A 14,374-nucleotide genomic window follows, 5' to 3' on the forward strand; every position below is an offset into this window, starting at 1 on the left:
TGAATCTCCTATTTTTTCCTTTGCTGCATAGCAAACAGCTTTTGCAGGCGTGGGCGATTATAGCGCTGGACAACAATAAACGGCAAATTACCCAGCACAATGTAGATAATCGTTATACATACCCCGCCAACACCGGACCATATTTTCAGCAGTCCAAGACCGGCGATAGACAACAGAATATGTGTCCACTCTGCCACGCAAGTTTCTTCTATCATGCGCGGCAAGTTCTCATAGTTTTCCTTTGTCAGTTTCTTTTCCGGCATGATTTTAACGAATATGCGGCTCATATCGGGGATCTTTGCCTGCCATTTCCGAACATGAAGCCGCTTCCATAGTTTTTGCTCTGCCGGGTGGCAGACCCAAGGAAAACGATCGGCGTGAAACCAATGCTTCGGGATCAAGCGCCCCACTACAAAGGAGAGAACCCCTAACGCCGCGATATATAGCAGACACATAAGAAAATGCTTCATAAAAACCTCAACATAGCGGTGCGAAAATACGAAGGACACCATCTACGACCCAGCGGCGCGAATAATGTTTCATATCATAGGGCTTTACCTCTTTACATTTTGCCTGTGTAGCGATGAAATCGTCCTTTATTGCTGCAATAATACTGGAACGATAAAAGAACGAATTGTTTTCAAAGTGGAGAAAGAGACTGCGGTAGTCCAGATTGACAGTTCCTATCGTCGCAACTTTGTCGTCTGATACAAAGCTCTTTGCATGAACGAAGCCGGGAGTATACTCATAAATCTTGATGCCGCCAGTCAGCAACACCTGATAAAAGCTCCGAGACATACGGAAAATCAGCTTCTTATCAGGGATGCCGGGCATAATGATCCGCACGTCTACACCACGTTGAGCAGCGGAAATCATTGCATCCATCAAGTCATCGCCAAGCATAAGATACGGTGTAAAAAACCATGCGTAATCCGTGCTTTGAGAAAGCAAGTCAATAAAGAGCTGATTACTGGTAGCTTCATGGTTAAGGGGCGAATCGTAGTAACTAAGCACATAACCATCAAATGTGTGCGGCGGCGCAGGATACCTTTTGGGATATGTGGGCATTGCAAGCTGTCCTGCTTCTTTTTCCAGCGAAAATGCGTTCCAAAAGGTCAAGAACATATGGGTAAAATTTTTTACTGGCTCACCAGTAATCCGAAAGCCTGTGTCCTTCCAGTGTCCATAGGGATGTTCCAAATTGATATACCGATCTGATAAGTTGATACCTCCGCTATAAGCAACTTCGTTGTCAATAATCAGCATTTTGCGATGATCGCGATAGTTTGCAGTTCCTTTTAAGGCAAGGAAAGGATTAAAAGGAATACATGGAATGCCTTTCTTTTTCAGTTCACGGACATTACTGAAATTGAACGAAGAAATACTGCCAAGATCATCGTATATCACACGTACATCAACGCCCTGCTCCATTTTTACTTCCAGTTCGTTCACGATTGCGTCCCACATATGCCCCGGCTCAATAATGAAGTATTCTACGTAAATCGAGTTTCTTGCATTTTTCAAATCGGCAAGCATATCAGGGAACATATTATCGCCCAACGGATAGTAACGAACCTGCTCAACTGCACACATCGGATATTGCGTTTTTTCTTCCAGCCACCGCACTGTTTGCCCCATGCGTTTTTCGCCGTCAAAGGGAGCTTCTTTTATTGGAAGAGGCTGCGGATTGCAACTCTTTTGAACTTGCTGCAAGCGCCTTTTTAGAGGGCGGGCCGTCCGTTTATTTCCAAAGAGCAGATATAGTAACGCTCCTACCAAAGGTAGTGACAGAATAACCAGCAGCCAAAGCAATTTATAAGCGGTTTCATCTCTCTTTATAATAATAAATACCACCAAGAAAAACGCTGCAACGGAAAGCAGTGACACAATAATCGGTGCGTAAGGGGTCAGCCATTTCATCAACAGCAAAAGCCAGAGCGATTGTAAAGCCACCGCTGGAATAATTGTTAGAATGCGTCGAATGATTTTTCCCATATGTTTACCCCCCTCTATGTTATTTCTCCTCCGAAGATGCTTCCCAATCGCAAACTATTTGTGCCATTTCCTGTGGGGTTTCTTTATAGCCTCGTAATACCCACGCATTCATAAGCCCAAACAATCCATATGTAATAAATTGGATAAAGTAGTGCGTTTTGGCATCGGCATTAGCGACAATGGATGCCACTTCTTGTAAATAGAAGTTTAGAATCACATATTGGCGATCAGCTGAGTAGAGCAGATCACAAATAGGACGAGTGGAAAGGCAAAATTCAAAAAACAGCCTGATGCCGTCATAACTACCAGTGGCGAAGTTGGTAGCACCGTGTTCGTCGGAAAAGCGCTTCCACAGACATGTGATTTTGAAAGACAGAACTTCATCTTTACTTTTGAAATAACGGAAATAAGTGGAGCGACCTACATCTGCCTTGGCAGTCATCTCCTCAATACTGATTTTTTCAATGGGTTTTTCTTTCATTAGTTCCAGCAACGCTGTACCCATACATTCTTTCAGATAGTCTGTTGTAGCCGTTGTCCTTCGCATAAGAAACGTCTCCTTTAATTGCGTATCATTGAAACAAGGATTGTCATTTGTTCCACTTTCGCTCGGACTATTGACAACGCCTGCTTCTGTGATATTCATAGCATCTATGATACTATCGTTTCATTTATACTATCATTTGCTATTTGCCCTGTCAAGCTAAAATGCGAGTACGACGAGCAGAAAGGAAAACTATGGGTACGATTTTTTCCCGTGTAAAACTCAGCGGAAAGCATGTGGCCGCCCTCTTGGCGCTGATGCTGCTCTCCGCTGTGACAGCCATGCTGCTGCCTACTGCCCTGGCCAGTATGATTGACATCGGAGTGGCCGGAGAAAACCGAAACACCATCCTAATCATTGCGGCGGTGATGGCAACCCTGGCCATTCTGCGGCTCTGTGTTTATTATATCTGAGCTATTCACAGTAAAGTTGGACATTTGTATTCAGCGGGAGAAAATAACCTTGACAAATCTCGTCTCAAAAACTTATCCTGCAAAAGTACGCCGATGAGAATGGGTTCCAGAACACCAGATTTTATGTGGACGATGGCTATTCCGGCGCGAATTTCAATCGCCCAGCCTTTGAACAGATGATGGATGACATGAGCAACGGCGACATCGCCGTCATCATCACAAAGGATCTTTCCCGCCTTGGAAGAAACCAACTGCACACCGGTCTTTATATCGAGGAGATATTCCCTTCCAATGATGTGCGCTACATCGCTGTCAACGACAATGTTGACACCAAGTATGAAAACAGCAACGAGCTGATGCCTTTCAAGAATTTGTTCAATGAATGGCACGTGCGGGACTGCAGCCGCAAGGTGCGGAATGTAGTGAACGCCAAGGCACAGCGGGGAATCCGGGTGGGGACACGAGCTCCTTACGGCTACCGCAAGGGTGCAACCAAGGACTCTCCTCTGTTGGTGGATGAGGAGGCGGCGGCTGTCGTCAAACGCATCTTCGCCATGTGCGCCGGCGGAATGGGACCAGCCCAGATTGCAAAGCAGCTCAAGAAAGAATGCATCTACAGTCCATCCATGTACGCCTATACGAAATTCGGCACATCCCATTCCGGGCTGAATGCAGAGCGGCCCTACAACTGGACTGGCGACATGGTGGCGGATATGCTTCAGAACATGGTCTACCTTGGGCACACGGTCAACCTTCGCTACAGCACCAAGTCCTACAAGGACAAAAAACGATGTGAACGCCCGAAATCAGAGTGGCTTATCTTTGAGAATACTCATGAAGAGCTGGTGGATCAGGAAACCTGGGATATCGTACAGGAGGTGCGATCTCATAAGCGCCGCCGCACGAATATGGATGAGCAGAATATGTTCTCTGGATTGGTGTATTGTGCGGACTGCAGTAAGCCCATGGTATTGCACCGGGCGCACACCATGAAGCCGGAACAGAATCATTTCACCTGCCGCACCTACAAGAAGGACGGGGCAGAAGTGTGTAGCGCTCACTATATCCGGGAAGTGGCACTGAAGGAAATCGTGCTGGAAACAATCCGCAGAGCCACAGAGTTTGCCAGGAGCGACCCGGAGCGGTTCGCCGCATATATTCAGCAAAAGCAATCTACTGAGGTGGCAAAGGAGATCCGGGGGTTGGAACGGGAATTGTCCACGATGCGGAAACGGGATGGCGAACTGGATGTAGTGTTCAAGCGGATGTATGAGGACAGCGCCTTGGGACGGGTGAGCAATGAGCAGTTCCGTTTGCTGTCTGAGGCATACTCCAAGGAGAAAGCGCAGCTGGCCGAAGCCATCCCTGCCACGGAGGAGCGCCTGGAGAAACTACGCAGTAGCATGGCCAACGCCAAGAACTTCATCGCCAAGGCCAGAAAGTTCACCGACATGACGGAACTGACCCCGGAACTGCTCCGCACCTTTGTGGCGAAAATCATCGTGTATGAGAAAGAGGTCAAATACTCCAAGCACGCACCGCAGAAGATCCACATCTGTTTTCGGGACTTCAACCTCAACGAGACAGACGATATGCTTCTATGCGGAGAGACAACAGAAAAGGCAGACAGTACAATTGCACTGCCTGCCTAATCCGAGGACACGCTTCAAGGTACCCCTATCAGGAGTAGCGGAATGGTGTGCTGTTTTTACCTTGGTAAAAACGCATGCCCTATTTTCGCATGCCGTTTTGGGCGTTGGGAAAGTTGTGTCGCAGCAATCGGGGCTGCGTTTTTCGGTGCGTAGCTTCGGCTGCGCACTTTTTTATTTTATACGAAAGAAGGAACGCAAATGAAAAAGACAATTTCCCTACTCTTGGCGCTTGTGCTGTGCCTGTCCCTATGCGCTTGCGGAAGCAACTATCAAAAACAAGCAGAGGAAGTCGCTCCTAAATTGGATGGTAAGTGGGGACGAAGTTGGACTGCTCCAGTCGGAACAATGTATCAGGTTTATATCTTTGAATTTGAGGATGGAAACAGCGGAACTGCGGTACTTTATAATCAGGTAGATGACACACCAACGTCTGCTTGGAATGGTACATTCTCTGTCAGCACAAAGAAAGACGGTATCATTGATTTGTCTTTCCACACCTTTGTCGATAACAGTGGAACAGATGAGCTAGATGAGCCTAAGGAGATGGTGGTTCATTATACATACAAAGACGGAAACCTTTCTCTGACAGACGATGACGAGAACACACTTATTTTGCTTGGATAACGAATACACGAAAGGGTCAAACAAAAATGCCTACCGTACATTCCGTTTTTGAAATTGCTCGCAAAACCATACACGCCAAGAAGCGCATACTTCTAATTGCTTTGGTTTTACTCTTGGTTGTATCCGTTTTCATTGGCAGCAGCATCTATAAGCGTAATTATTTCTCCCATGTTGTCTCTCAAATGCTGCGCCAATATCCTTTTGCCGACAATGGGGTAGCACAAGATGGCAGTTATTTGGAAATAGACACAAACCCCAATAATGCTGACCCAGATTCTGTTTCTTACAATAGCCGCAAAGCCAGTGACTCTTTGGATGGAATCAAATTTGTGAATGAAAAACTCGGTTTTTCCAACTCTGTTTATCAAAAAATGGTATCTACTACTGCATTGATGGGACGGCAAACCGCAGAGAACAAGCATTTTCGTGTTTCTTGGACATATCATCCGAACAAAGGTCTGGAAGTAATGTACGAGCGAAAATAGCCTTTAATTTATTTCTTTGAAAAATGGAACGAAAAGGGCAGAGCGTTGTTGCGTTCTGCCCTTTTTGATTTTTATCTCTCCAACAGCTCAATATACTTATAAACCGTTGTCCTGCTCAAATCGCAAACCCTTGCCAATTCCGAAACATTCAGCGTTCCACTTTTGAATGCAGGATAATGTCTCAGGAAATTTGCAGGAATGTCCTCCTTGCCTACCTGCGGCCTGCCGATTCGCTTTCCCTTAGCTTTGGCATTCGCCATACCAGAGCGCACACGGCTCCGTATCATGGCAAGCTCCAACTGGCTGAACACGCCTGCCATTTGCAGAAATGCCTCGCTCATAGGGTCTGCTTTGCCCTCCCGACAGTCCAGCGTGATACTGCCAAGAATCACCAGCCGCAGGCGCTTTTCTCGGATGATCTCGATGATCTCACAAAGCTGCTGGGTGCTTCTGGCAAGTCTCGGGACCTCCAACACAAGAATGGTGTCGCCTGCCTCGGCGTCTGCGAACATCTGCGCCTGCTGGCTTTTCACCTTGGCGTCTCCGTGTTCGTACTCCATGTAGACGACCTCTGCGCCAGCGGCTTTCAGCTCCCGTACCTGTCTGCCAATGTCCTGCTTGGTTTCATTGGTGGAGCATCTGGAATATCCTCTTTTCATCCTGCTATTCCTCCTTCCCTCTCCATGAGCCTGCAAGCCCATGGAGAGGGGTTCTTTTTTAGGCGCTGATAGTGAAGCGACGGCTGGAAACCTGCTTGGTGTACGCCTTGTAGATTTCAGGCATCACCTTTTTGAATGCGGTGCTGTCAAATCGGTTGGAGAGGATAGCAGTGTATCGGACGATGTACTGTCCAGCAATCAGTTCCTCTACCTCTCTGGCTTCCATCTCTGCCTTGATGGTGTTGCGGATGGTGTCGGCCTCGGCTTTAAGTTCCTCCATCATGGCTTCGTATTTGTTCAGCAGTTCAATCTTGGCAAGCAGTTCGATTTTAGACATTTTCGGTTTCTCCTTTATTTTGTGGTTGCCGTCTCTCCGTGCTGTCGCTGCTCCTTTGTGGGTTGTTCAGGGGGCTTACAACAGGCAGTGTTGAAATTGGCTGCCCCTCAATTACAAGAAAATTATAGCACTAAATGCTGGTGCTGTCTATTGACATATTGCACTAATATTTGGTGCTTTATTTGTTCAAAATTAGCACTTGATTTTAGTGCATATCTGTGATAGAATAAGGACAATGGAAAAGGAGGCGCATTTTATGGCAATCCGTTACAAGGTGGACGTGTTGGCAGAGCTGAAAAAGAAAGGCTACACCTCTACCAAAATCCGTGAAGAAAAACTGATTGGTCAGTCCTACCTCCAACAGCTAAGGCATGGGGAACTGGTGTCGTGGAAAACGCTGGACACAATCTGCGCTCTGTTGGACTGTCAGCCTGCCGATCTGATTGAGTATGTAAAAGAGGACGATGTCAGCGAAAGGGGCTGACGTGTTTCCTGAACAGAAATTTTGCGTTTTGGGGTGCCTTCAGGGGCGTTTTTCAGGAACCAAAAGTGTCTGCGAAACCAAATGTTTGATTGTACAAGGGGCTGTATTTCAGGAAAGCCAGACGATTTCCCACCATACGGAAAAAGGCGTGGCCTGCGCTCCTACCAAGAGAGGGTTTGATTTCCGCAAACGGCTTTCAGGTCTGTTTGCGGACAGCCCTTTTTCACGCCACACGGCGCAGACGGCAGAAAACGAAAAAACGGCAAGCCAACCAAGGGTTTTCCTTGTGTCGGCTTGCCGTTTCTCTTAAAGTTTGATTTTGATTTCCTTGTTCCAGTCCTTCAGCAAATCGTCCACTGCCGCATCCAATGCCGTTTTCATGGACTTTTCCATAATGCTGAAAATCTCTTTTTCAAGGACGGACTGCTTCTTTTTCTTCTTGTCCTCTTTCTTTTCGCTCATCGTTTGATCTTCACCTCGCTCTTGATCTTGACAGAATCCACGGAATCCGCAAGTTCTTCCTGTTCTGCCTGCTGTCTGTTCATTTTCTTGTGGAGGGCGTATCTGATCTGCTCAGGGGTGTAACCGTCCATGCACATGGAATCGTAGTATTCAGGCACGTCCTTAAAATAATCATCAATTAGGCTCATTGATTTGCCTCCTTCTTTTTTCTTCTACTCTCTATGGGAAATGGAATGGATGGACTGTCCTGTTTTGCTTTTTTAATTCACACTATTAACACTGGATATAATTCTATATTTCCAATGTTAACAGTGTGGTTCAAATTTACCCGTATGCCCGTTCATAGCTTTCATTGGTGAGGGCAATCAGCGTTTGAATTGCCTCCTGCTCCATGGCATTGGCTTCGGGGACGGCCTGCTTTCTCGGAAAACCGTCGTATTTTTCCAGAATCATCGGACAGACGATTTTCAGCTCTCCGCCGAATTCCTCTTTCCAGCCCCAGTAGTCGTGCCATGCCTCCAAGTATTCCTGCTTGTCGGCTTCCCTGTAAACTCCACCGTGGGCAAAGTAGTAGACAAATTCCTGACTGCTTTTGGACCAGAGGCCCAAATCATAGAGCTTTTGCAGATAGACGGCGATACTCTGCCGTGAGACGTGATGGCCGCATTCCTCCAAGGCCGCAGCTTTTCGCTCATCGGGATAGGTGAAAAATTCCTCGTCATTGAAGCAGTAATAGAACAGGTTGCGGACCTTTTCAAAGTCGGAATTGGGGGCAAACTGCAATTCTCGGATGCAATAGGTTGGGAAACGATCTGGAATGGATTGAATCGTGATTTTCAGCTTTGCGCCTCGGCCCTCTGCGGTGTAGGCAATCCCTCGCCGTTGCAGCTTTTTCAGAACGCTCTGACGATCTGCTGCCCCTCCCAGCTCTTGGGCAAGCTGAGGGAGCGTGTAGGTCTTTTCTTCTAACATGGCTCCTCCTTCTGGAACATTCAAGTGGGCTATTAACATCGGAAAATATGGTATTTTCCAATGTTAATAGTGTGATTCAAAATCAGGACGCTTTCTTTTCGGCTTTGGTTTCCTCGTCCAGAAAGGTCATTCCATTGACCACCTCGGGAGAATGGCTGAGGTAAAACAGCGGGTTCGTTCGGAACTCGGGGAACTGCGCCGTGAACCATTTCCGCACCAGAGAATAACCGTTGTGCTGGACGGCAGAAGCGAAGTCCTTCACGAAGCTGTACTCCCGCAGATAGCTTTCCTTCTTGGGAAGGGCAGAAAGGAACTTCTCCATGCGCTCATAGGTCAGATTTTTGAACTGGTTGCAGTTGAACTTCTCTCCACTCTTGGTTGTGTAGTGGGTGGCGGACTTGTGGGTTTTTCTCATAATCACCAGCGCAGGAAAATCGGCTCTGAATTTCTGCACCAGCTTATATTCCTCTCTCTCGGGATTGTTCATGGCCTCTGCAAACTTGGCGGTAATGGTCAGGGTCTGGGCAACAACATCAAACTTGAACTTTTCCATGGTAGATACCTTTCCTTTCTATGTGTGGGTGGATTAAGCTGCTTCCTTGGTTGCCTGCACAATGCGGAAGTCGGCAATGGTCTTTCTGGCGGCATCCATATCGAAACCGCTTTCCTCATCGCTGAACTTGCCAAGAAACCACTTCTTGGTCAGAGGGTAGGCCTTGGTTCCGCACTTTTTCGCCATTTCCTTGACGGATTCATATTCATGCGCCAAAGTAGCGTTCTCGAAGGTCGCAATGTAATCCTCCATGAACTTGAAGTCCATGCCCTCATAGGTTTTCTTGGCGCTTGTCGCCTTGTGCTTCTGCTCTTTGACCGTCAGCGTAAAGGTGGGATGCGCCGCCATTTTGGCAGTCAGTTCCTCGTACTCAGGGCCGAAGCCCTTTCCGGCCTTGGCAAAGCTGGCCTTGGTGCCGGTGATGGTCTGCTTGAAGAAGTCGATGGTGAAACGGACGGCGGAATTGGTAGAAGTAGTGGTGTTCATGGTAATGTCCTTTCTTGGCTCTTGGCCGTGGCGGTAGGTCGCAACCCTTATTTCTTTTGGAGAGGTTTTTGTTTTGTTTATCTCTCTCAATCTTTACACCCAGATTATACAAAAGAACCTATCCAATATAATAGGATAGGTTCAGAAAAGAAATCACTTATTTTTGATTGGCTTTTCCTTCTCTTGGCGACAGGATGATACAGAGATGATAAAAGATGATAGAGAAGGAAAGAAGATGGAAAAAGGTGTTTAATTAAGTCAAAAGGGCTTGTTTCGTGGACAGAAGATGTGATAAAATGCAGCCAGTTAAGAAAGCACATTCTATTGGAACGAGAAACGTGTTTCCTGATTTGTGAAAAATTGGGCTTGCTGCACGAAAAAGCCTTGCGCCGCAGGCACAAAGCCGCCGACAGGCGGATTTGACGTGGAAATGATGGGCTTTTTGGGCATGGGCAACAACCCCATGGTCGGTGCTACCGTGGCTGTGGCCGTGGCGGTGGAGGAGAGCCTGAAGGGCTAAGGCTATGCTGCTGAACTGCGTATTCGTTGGTTTGGGCGGCGCAGCCGGTTCCATCTGCCGCTATCTGCTGGGGCTGCTGCCCCTGAAACCGGTCAGCGGCTTTCCGGCTATTACCCTGTGCATCAATATCGCAGGTGCCTTTGCGCTGGGCCTAATCGGGGCGCTGGCGGGGAAGTATGCCAAGCTGAACCCGCAGCTGCTTCTGTTCCTTCGGGTGGGGGTGTGCGGCGGCTTCACCACCTTCTCTACCTTTTCCGTGGAGACGGCAGGTCTGCTGCAAAGCGGAAAGACCGGCCTTGCGATGCTGTATACGGCGCTGAGCCTGCTGTTGGGCGTGACGGTGGTGCTGCTGGGGCAGCGGTTGGTGCGGTAAAGCGGCAAAGAAGAGACATATACAAATGGCTCCTGACAAGCTGTCAGGAGCCATTTTTTGTTATTACGGGATGCCCGTTTCATTTCGATCATCTTCCGGCAAAGGACTGCACACCGCTGTTGATGAACTGCCCGGCGAAGCGGGCTATTTCCTCCGGGGATTCTCTGGTGCCGTCCTGAAGCCAGCGCAGGGCCAGCATCAGATTTCCCGGCACGATGAAGGCGCAGAAGTAGTGGATCTTCTCCCGGTCGCCGGGACATAGCAGGGACAGATACGCCTCGATGAAGTCATCCCGTAGGATGCGGCAGATGCGCTCTGTATAGGCCCGGTCACCGTAGCCCCCCAGCAGCACCTTGCACAGGTCAGCGTTCTCCTGAATGAAGGCGTAGAGGTCCGTCAGGAAGGGGTAGCCGCCGGTCATGGAGTCCTTGGGATCGTGCCGCCGACAGAGCTCTGACAGACGCTCCGCCATCTCATCCTCCAGATGCAGCAGCAGGTCGTTGACGTCCTTATAGTGGATATAGAAGGTGCTGCGGTTGATATCCGCCTGCTCCGCCAGCTCCCGGACCGAGATGCTCTTGGCGCTCTTCTGGGTCATCAGATGCATCAGCGCCAGCCGCAGCTGCTTCTTGGTCTTTTTTACCCGTCTGTCAATGGTCGTGCCATGCATAGTCAACACCTCCGTATGCTGTAGAATAAATTAACTTTATTCTACCATATTCGTCCCTGAATAATCAACATTTTGTTGGATAAAAGACAGAAAAATTTACATCTTCTTAAACCATATCCCTTCTAATGGGCCGTCCCGCCGCATATGCTGGGAGCAAAAGCTGATAGGATTCGGAGGAGAAGCATATGAATCGTTCCACATCCATGTATCAGGATATGGCATCCCGCACCGGCAGCAGCATCTATATCGGCGTGGTGGGGCCGGTCCGCACAGGAAAATCCACCTTCATCAAACGGTTTATGGAGACGCAGGTGCTGCCCAATATTGAAAACGACTACCGACGGGAGCGGGCCAGAGACGAGTTGCCCCAGAGCGGCTCCGGCCGCACCATTATGACCGCCGAGCCAAAGTTCGTACCAGAGGAGGCCGCAGAGGTGCGTCTGCCGGACGGCACCTCCTTCTCCGTGCGGCTCATCGACTGCGTGGGGTACATGGTTCCCGGTGCCGTGGGGCAGTTCGAGGATTTGGCGCCCCGGATGGTCATGACCCCGTGGTATGACCATGAGATCCCCATGACGGAGGCGGCGGAGCTGGGGACCCGGAAGGTCATCTGCGACCACTCCACCGTGGGCATCGTGGTCACCACCGACGGCAGCGTCACGGACATTCCCCGCAGCGACTATCTGGAGGCGGAGGAGCGGGTCATCCGGGAACTGCAGGAGCTGGGGAAGCCCTTTGTGGTGCTGGTGAACTCCCTGCATCCGGAGGAAGCCCGTCCGCTGGCGGAGGAATTACAGCAGAAATACAGTGTGCGGTGTCTTGCGGTGAACTGTCTGGAGCTGGGGGAAGGGGACCTGCAGGAGATTTTGCGGAGTCTACTGTATGAGTTCCCGGTGCAGGAATTGCAGCTGTTTTTCCCGGAATGGGTGGAGGCTCTGCCGCCGGAGCATCCCATCCCAGCAGGCCTTTATCATGCGGTGGGGCAGGAGGCCAGGCGGCTGGAGCACGTCCGGCAGCTGGAGGGCTGCATGGCAGCGCTGGAGCAGTCGGAGCAGATCCGATCCGTGATGCTGCGGCAGATGGATCTGGGGACCGGCGTGGGGCAGGTGGAGGTGCAGCTGCCCCGAAGCCTGTTCTACGATACGGTGAACCAGCAGACGGGGTTGAGCATCACCGACGACGGCGATCTGATGGAGCAGCTGGTGACGTTGGCGGGCCTTCGGAAGGAGTATGACCGGGTGGCGCAGGCGGTGTCCAGTGCCCGCTCTACCGGCTATGGCGTGGTGATGCCGTCGGTGGAGGAATTGGAGCTGGAGGACCCGGAGATCGTGCGGCAGGGAGGACGATACGGTGTGCGGATGCGGGCCAGCGCTCCGTCTATCCATATGCTGCGGGCGGATGTGAGCACCACGGTGTCCCCCATTGTGGGGAACGAGAAGCAGTCGCAGGACATGGTAAACTATCTCCTACAGGAGTTCGAGGGGGAGCCGGGGAAGCTGTGGGAGTCCAACATCTTTGGCCGCAGCTTCCACGAGATCGTGGGGGAGGATTTGCAGGCGAAGCTAAAGCGGATGCCGGAGGATTCTCAGAAAAAGCTGCGGGAGGCGCTGGAACGCATCCTCAACGAGGGAAGCGGCGGTCTGATCTGCATCATTCTGTGAGGGGACGCATCCATAACGAAGAGAGGCAAGGCCGATGGCCTTGCCTCTCTTCGTTATGGTATCCTTATTTGCGGAGAATCAGCAGATAGTCCTCGCCCTGCGGGGCGGAGGTGATTTGATAGCCGTTGTTTCCGGCGAAGCGGGTGATGTTGTCCACGGCGCAGGGATCGTCCACCAGGACCTGGATCTCGGCGGGGTTCTCCTTGGCGGCCTTCTGGACCATGATCACCGGCATGGGGCAGAGCTGTCCACGGGCGTCGATCATGCCTTAGTCGCCTCCTTCCGGGAATTCAGCAGGGAGATGGCCAGCAACACCACAAAGCCGATGACCACGGCCACCTTGCCGGCGTTGGCGATGCCGCCTACCACCAGCTCACCGGCATCATTGGTGCTGTCGGGATTGCCGGCCAGAGCGAAGTTATGGGCAAAGGCTGCGCCCACAATCATACCGAACACGGTGACGGCGCTGTCGCCGTTGCCGGAGCCGGCCAGAATCAGCTGACGCAGGGGGCAGCCACCCAGCAGCACGCTGCCCCAGCCCACCAGAACCATGCCCAGCAGGTTCCACAGGTGGCTGCTATGGGCGATGGGCTGCAGGTCGAAGCCCAGCTTGAAGCTGCCCTGAACCAGATTGCCGATGAGAACGGTGAGGAAGATGGCGATGAAGCCATGCAGCAGGTGATTGTCCTTCACCAGAATGGAATCACGGATGCCGCCCACCATGCACAGGCGGGACTTCTGGGCCAGAGCGCCCACCACCAAAGCGATGAGCAGGGCGACGATGGCGGGGGCGTGCATGGAGCCGGGGCCTGCCTCGCTGGCGTGGAAGATGGCGGGGACTGCCAGCACCAGCACCAGCAGCACAAACATCACCACGGGAAGGGTGGTGCCCTCCACCAGCTTGGCGGGATAGGAGCGCTTGAGGCTGAAGCCACGCTTGAGGAACAGGATACCGATGACAATGCCGATGACGAAGCCGGCCAGACCAACCAGAGCATTCAGGTCGCCGCCACCCATACGCAGAACCATCCGCAGGGGGCAGCCGAGAAACACCAGTGCGCCAATCATAACGAAGGCACCCAGCACGAACCGGGTGGCAGGGGAGGAACCGGCCTGCGGACGGAACTCCTTACCGGCCAGAGCCATGATGAAGGCACCCAGCACTAGGCCGATGATCTCAGGGCGGACGTACTGCACCTTGGCAGCACTGTGCAGGCCCACGGCACCGGCGATATCACGCTCGAAGCAGGCGATACAGAAGCCCATGTTAGCGGGGTTTCCCAGCTTGGTCAGCACCAGAGCCGCCACGCCCACCAGAACGCCGGCAATGATGACCAGCCAATTCTCTTTTTTCATTACAAAACTCCTCTCTCTTTTAACATTTTGTTCATATATCATACGATAGAATACATTTTTTGTCCAACAAATGGTTCCTATAGCAAAGAGCTGTTATCGAATCATTCGATAACAGCTCTTTTTCGACT

At 50.8% G+C, this 14,374-nt stretch carries 21 protein-coding genes and 1 pseudogene; 9 read left to right on the forward strand and 13 right to left on the reverse strand.

The genetic code is table 11. From position 1 onward, the window contains the following. Window positions 1–8 precede the first annotated feature (8 nt). Genes KJS28_RS04290 through KJS28_RS04300 form a run of 3 tightly spaced genes read right to left on the reverse strand, consistent with a single transcriptional unit; the run spans window position 9 to window position 2,542 of the window. A complete protein-coding gene (locus tag KJS28_RS04290; RefSeq protein ID WP_009295644.1) occupies window positions 9–470 on the reverse strand; it encodes a glycosyl-4,4'-diaponeurosporenoate acyltransferase CrtO family protein in 462 nt (153 codons plus the stop codon). A 7-nt stretch (window positions 471–477) separates the two neighbouring features. Then, entirely contained in the window at window positions 478–1,995 is a 1,518-nt protein-coding gene (cls, locus tag KJS28_RS04295) for a cardiolipin synthase (protein WP_008978049.1), read from the reverse strand. A gap of 19 nt (window positions 1,996–2,014) precedes the next feature. Then, window positions 2,015–2,542 (reverse strand): TetR/AcrR family transcriptional regulator, encoded by a 528-nt coding sequence (locus KJS28_RS04300; RefSeq protein WP_213541864.1) that lies wholly within the window; start codon window positions 2,540–2,542, stop codon window positions 2,015–2,017. A 191-nt stretch (window positions 2,543–2,733) separates the two neighbouring features. On the opposite strand from KJS28_RS04300, the gene KJS28_RS04305 reads away from it, so the two are divergent. The 4 genes from KJS28_RS04305 to KJS28_RS04320 all read left to right on the forward strand — a co-directional run bounded on the left by KJS28_RS04305 (window position 2,734) and on the right by KJS28_RS04320 (window position 5,713). Next, window positions 2,734–2,952, forward strand: a complete 219-nt coding sequence (locus tag KJS28_RS04305) for a hypothetical protein (RefSeq protein WP_008978047.1) — start codon at window positions 2,734–2,736, stop codon at window positions 2,950–2,952. 56 nt (window positions 2,953–3,008) lie between these two features. After that, complete coding sequence (locus KJS28_RS04310) at window positions 3,009–4,604, forward strand: recombinase family protein (RefSeq protein WP_213542218.1); 1,596 nt, start codon at window positions 3,009–3,011, stop codon at window positions 4,602–4,604. A 198-nt stretch (window positions 4,605–4,802) separates the two neighbouring features. Beyond that, a complete protein-coding gene (locus KJS28_RS04315; RefSeq protein ID WP_213541865.1) occupies window positions 4,803–5,228 on the forward strand; it encodes a hypothetical protein in 426 nt (141 codons plus the stop codon). Window positions 5,229–5,254: 26 nt separating this feature from the next. After that, a complete protein-coding gene (locus tag KJS28_RS04320) occupies window positions 5,255–5,713 on the forward strand; it encodes a hypothetical protein (RefSeq protein ID WP_213541866.1) in 459 nt (152 codons plus the stop codon). Window positions 5,714–5,784: 71 nt separating this feature from the next. Here the strand turns inward: KJS28_RS04320 and KJS28_RS04325 are convergent, their stop codons facing one another. Both KJS28_RS04325 and KJS28_RS04330 read right to left on the reverse strand, forming a co-directional pair. Next, entirely contained in the window at window positions 5,785–6,372 is a 588-nt protein-coding gene (locus KJS28_RS04325; protein WP_213541867.1) for a recombinase family protein, read from the reverse strand. 58 nt (window positions 6,373–6,430) lie between these two features. Continuing rightward, complete coding sequence (locus KJS28_RS04330) at window positions 6,431–6,709, reverse strand: hypothetical protein (RefSeq protein ID WP_213541868.1); 279 nt, start codon at window positions 6,707–6,709, stop codon at window positions 6,431–6,433. 256 nt (window positions 6,710–6,965) lie between these two features. Here KJS28_RS04330 and KJS28_RS04335 point away from each other — a divergent pair, with 256 nt between their 5' ends. Both KJS28_RS04335 and KJS28_RS04340 read left to right on the forward strand, forming a co-directional pair. Further along, window positions 6,966–7,193, forward strand: a complete 228-nt coding sequence (locus KJS28_RS04335) for a helix-turn-helix domain-containing protein (protein WP_228298440.1) — start codon at window positions 6,966–6,968, stop codon at window positions 7,191–7,193. Between the two features lies 1 nt (window position 7,194). Continuing rightward, window positions 7,195–7,503 (forward strand): hypothetical protein, encoded by a 309-nt coding sequence (locus KJS28_RS04340; RefSeq protein ID WP_213541870.1) that lies wholly within the window; start codon window positions 7,195–7,197, stop codon window positions 7,501–7,503. On the opposite strand, the gene KJS28_RS04345 is transcribed toward KJS28_RS04340, so the two are convergent. The 5 genes from KJS28_RS04345 to KJS28_RS04365 form a co-directional block, all read right to left on the reverse strand. Beyond that, the gene (locus tag KJS28_RS04345; protein WP_213541871.1) at window positions 7,500–7,655 is read right to left on the reverse strand and encodes a hypothetical protein; all 156 of its coding nucleotides are present in this window, start codon (window positions 7,653–7,655) and stop codon (window positions 7,500–7,502) included. The two genes, KJS28_RS04340 and KJS28_RS04345, sit on opposite strands and share 4 nt — an antisense overlap. After that, window positions 7,652–7,843 carry a hypothetical protein gene (locus KJS28_RS04350; protein ID WP_213541872.1) on the reverse strand — a complete coding sequence of 64 codons (192 nt, stop codon included), beginning with the start codon at window positions 7,841–7,843 and terminating at the stop codon, window positions 7,652–7,654. The genes KJS28_RS04345 and KJS28_RS04350 overlap by 4 nt, the downstream gene beginning before the upstream one ends. 136 nt (window positions 7,844–7,979) lie before the next feature. Continuing rightward, on the reverse strand, window positions 7,980–8,627 hold the full coding sequence (locus KJS28_RS04355) for a hypothetical protein (protein ID WP_213541873.1): 648 nt from the start codon (window positions 8,625–8,627) through the stop codon (window positions 7,980–7,982). Between the two features lie 82 nt (window positions 8,628–8,709). Beyond that, complete coding sequence (locus KJS28_RS04360; protein ID WP_213541874.1) at window positions 8,710–9,180, reverse strand: hypothetical protein; 471 nt, start codon at window positions 9,178–9,180, stop codon at window positions 8,710–8,712. Window positions 9,181–9,213: 33 nt separating this feature from the next. After that, window positions 9,214–9,666: a hypothetical protein gene (locus KJS28_RS04365; protein ID WP_213541875.1), complete on the reverse strand. Its 453-nt coding sequence runs from the start codon at window positions 9,664–9,666 to the stop codon at window positions 9,214–9,216. A 424-nt stretch (window positions 9,667–10,090) separates the two neighbouring features. On the opposite strand from KJS28_RS04365, the pseudogene KJS28_RS04370 reads away from it, so the two are divergent. Beyond that, window positions 10,091–10,186 (forward strand): annotated as a pseudogene (locus tag KJS28_RS04370) (GGGtGRT protein); the annotation flags it as partial. A gap of 4 nt (window positions 10,187–10,190) precedes the next feature. Then, window positions 10,191–10,559, forward strand: coding sequence for a fluoride efflux transporter CrcB (gene crcB, locus KJS28_RS04375; RefSeq protein ID WP_324614764.1), 369 nt, complete (start codon window positions 10,191–10,193; stop codon window positions 10,557–10,559). An 88-nt stretch (window positions 10,560–10,647) separates the two neighbouring features. Here crcB and KJS28_RS04380 read toward each other — a convergent pair whose 3' ends face one another. Then, complete coding sequence (locus tag KJS28_RS04380) at window positions 10,648–11,229, reverse strand: TetR/AcrR family transcriptional regulator (protein ID WP_213541876.1); 582 nt, start codon at window positions 11,227–11,229, stop codon at window positions 10,648–10,650. A gap of 185 nt (window positions 11,230–11,414) precedes the next feature. Between KJS28_RS04380 and spoIVA the strand changes: the two genes are divergently transcribed. Then, entirely contained in the window at window positions 11,415–12,890 is a 1,476-nt protein-coding gene (gene spoIVA / locus KJS28_RS04385; protein ID WP_213541877.1) for a stage IV sporulation protein A, read from the forward strand. 64 nt (window positions 12,891–12,954) lie between these two features. Here spoIVA and KJS28_RS04390 read toward each other — a convergent pair whose 3' ends face one another. Both KJS28_RS04390 and yedE read right to left on the reverse strand, forming a co-directional pair. After that, a complete protein-coding gene (locus KJS28_RS04390; protein WP_021859080.1) occupies window positions 12,955–13,155 on the reverse strand; it encodes a sulfurtransferase TusA family protein in 201 nt (66 codons plus the stop codon). Next, entirely contained in the window at window positions 13,152–14,288 is a 1,137-nt protein-coding gene (yedE, locus tag KJS28_RS04395) for a YedE family putative selenium transporter (RefSeq protein WP_213541878.1), read from the reverse strand. The genes KJS28_RS04390 and yedE overlap by 4 nt, the downstream gene beginning before the upstream one ends. Between the last annotated feature and the right edge of the window lie 86 nt (window positions 14,289–14,374).

Source organism: Vescimonas coprocola (assembly GCF_018408575.1).
GTDB classification, from domain to species: Bacteria; Bacillota; Clostridia; order Oscillospirales; family Oscillospiraceae; genus Vescimonas; species Vescimonas coprocola.